Source organism: Marinoscillum furvescens DSM 4134, from assembly GCF_003386095.1.
Taxonomy (GTDB): domain Bacteria; phylum Bacteroidota; class Bacteroidia; order Cytophagales; family Cyclobacteriaceae; genus Marinoscillum; species Marinoscillum furvescens.
The window spans coordinates 1-2631 of sequence record NZ_QREG01000040.1 but is presented as its reverse complement, the minus strand read 5'-3'; the positions used below and the strand labels follow the sequence as shown (position 1 = coordinate 2631).

Here is a 2631-nt window from a genome sequence, read left to right as displayed (position 1 = left end):
AACGTTTATGGTAAATGTTGACTTTAGTGAAGTGGTGAGTGGTTTTGACGTGTCTGACATTACGGTTACTAATGGATCTGCAAGCAACTTATTTACCAGCGACAGCATAGGCTTTACTGTGGACATTAGTCCGACAGCAGATGGATTGGTAAGTGTAGATGTAGGTGCGGGAGTAGTCACCGATGGGGCCGGCAATAACAACACCGCCGCTACTACCTACTCGATTACTTATGACAACACACCACCGACGGTTGCTATAAGTGATGCTCCAGCTAGTATTAGTGTGGAGGATACGATTACGGTGACGGTTGACTTTAGTGAGATAGTTACAGGTTTCGCTCTGTCAGATGTGGTTGCCACTAACGCTACCCTTGGAGGGCTTTCTACTTCCAATTCGATCAATTATACAATGGACGTTTACCCTTCAGGCGGTGATATAGCGATAGACATAGCCTCTGATGTGGTACAAGATGCCGCGGGAAATGGAAATCAGACGATGATGACAATTGCGATTTCTGTGTGTAATCCACCAAATATTTCATTAACGATTGATGATAATAGGAATTGTGTCAATTCCAACGGAGAAATTGCTGTCACTGCCTCTACTTTTGGAGGTGAGCCATCTAGTTATCAAATTCAATTAGATCAGAGTAGAAACTTATTAGAGCTCTATACAGTAAATGATGGATCCGTTCCTACAATATTTGATTCTCTGGAAGCAGGCTCCTATTCTGTGGTTGTTCGAAATAATGACAATACGATGTGCAGTGCTGATACCAGTATTACGATCATCGATGCTGTAGACTCGCTAGTTATCGATTCGTTATTAGTAGCGGTTACTCCTGAGTCCGGTACTTTGTTTGCGGATGGAGCATTTGATGCTTCTGGGGCTGTCAGTGGTGGTAGTGGCAATTATAGCTATGCTTGGGTTAGTTCCTTGCCAGTAGCTACTCCTGATACATTGAGCACGCTCTCCGCACCGTCTGGATTAACCTATTGGCCACAATCCGAAGCTTTAAATCTCAACGACTACTTAATGTTAGGCACCTTCTCGAGTTCGAATCTCGTTAGTCAAGATCTGCCAAACTACGTGTTGTTAGTGTCGGATAGTGTTACTGGATGCACGGCAAGTCAGCAATTACAGCTTCCTGTGCAGCAAAGTTTAGTTACAGTGAATGCCTTGCCTTTAGAAGATAGATACATCAATGAAGGAGGTAATGTAGGTGAGGTCATTGCGTGGAAATTGAGAATAGATGTTGAAAGTGCAGACCTCTACCCTTCTTACATTCACAACGTGATAGATGGCATTGCTAATAATGGAGATATTAAGCCTACAATTAATTGGTATCGAAATACTACTGATGATTTTTCAAGTGCTACACAAGTCACGAGTTTATCAAACACTTTGAGTTACTTCGAGGGGAATAGCGAATATTCTTTTGAAGCTGTAGATACCTTATATGGGCAGCAGATGAAATACGAAGCAGGAACCTCCACCTATATGTACATGACATTAGAGCTTGCAGATACTGCAAAACTGGGGGCAGATTTCTATGTTAAAGACTTATTGAGTGCAAATGCTGATAGCTCGTTTGGATTTGTGACGGCTTACGGCCAAATGAGTTTTTCAATAGGAGAGACAAATCCTGGGCGTAGGTTCTTGATTGTTAATGATTCTGTTCCGCCTTCCGTGACTCTCTCTACACTTGTTGCAAACAATACCAATAGTGACTCAATAGGAGTGACTATGACTTTAAGTGAACCAGTGAGCGCATTTGATGCTTCAGTGTTTACAGTTACTAATGGGTCCGTTACTAATTTGACAGGGTCAGATAGCAGTTACACCTTTGCCGTGATTCCTGTGGTGGATGGAATAGTATCGGTCGGGTTAGATACTGCCGTGATCACGGATCTTGCTGGAAATGGCAACCGCCCATCAAACGAGCTACAATGGATTGTGGATACCACTGAACCAGTTGTTGGTGTAGATTCAAAGTTTACTGCAGATGGATCTCCTGAGCTTACTGGAACGGTGGATGATTCCAACGCACAAATTTCAATTACAGTAAATGGGCAAACACATGCTGCTGTCAATAATCAGAATGGAACCTGGACGTTGGCATCAGGTACCATCACTCCTGATTTGAGTTTTGGTACTTATGACGTAGTTGCTCAGGCCACAGATTCTGTGGGTAACATCGGGTTTGACCAGACCATAGACGAGCTGACTATTGATGGAACCGCTCCGGTGATTACGGCATTTGATTTGTTAACAAACGCACCATCTCCGGCATTGGCTGGAGGTATCGATGATGTGTCAGCAGCAGTTTCAATCAATTTGTTAGGAAATGCCTATTCTGCCACAAATAATGGCGATGGTACCTGGTCTCTGGATTCTGGACTCATCAATGAATTGAGTGAAGGAAATTATACATTTGAAGCAATAGCTGTTGATGGTAACGGCCAGCGAGATACGGCCAGCGCTACACTTATCATAGATTTAACACCTCCATCAGTAGTGGTGGACGAGCTCTTAACCTCCACCCCTTCCCCTTCCCTAAGCGGTACTGTTGATGATTTCCAGGCGAGCATTAGTGTTACGGTGGCAGGTGTTAGCTATACAGCGACCAA

1 protein-coding gene is annotated in these 2631 nt (G+C 43.6%); it reads left to right on the top strand.

The features are described 5' to 3' along the window. A partial coding sequence (locus C7460_RS23940) for an Ig-like domain-containing protein (RefSeq protein ID WP_245986541.1) occupies nt 1-2631 on the top strand: 2631 nt, incomplete at both ends.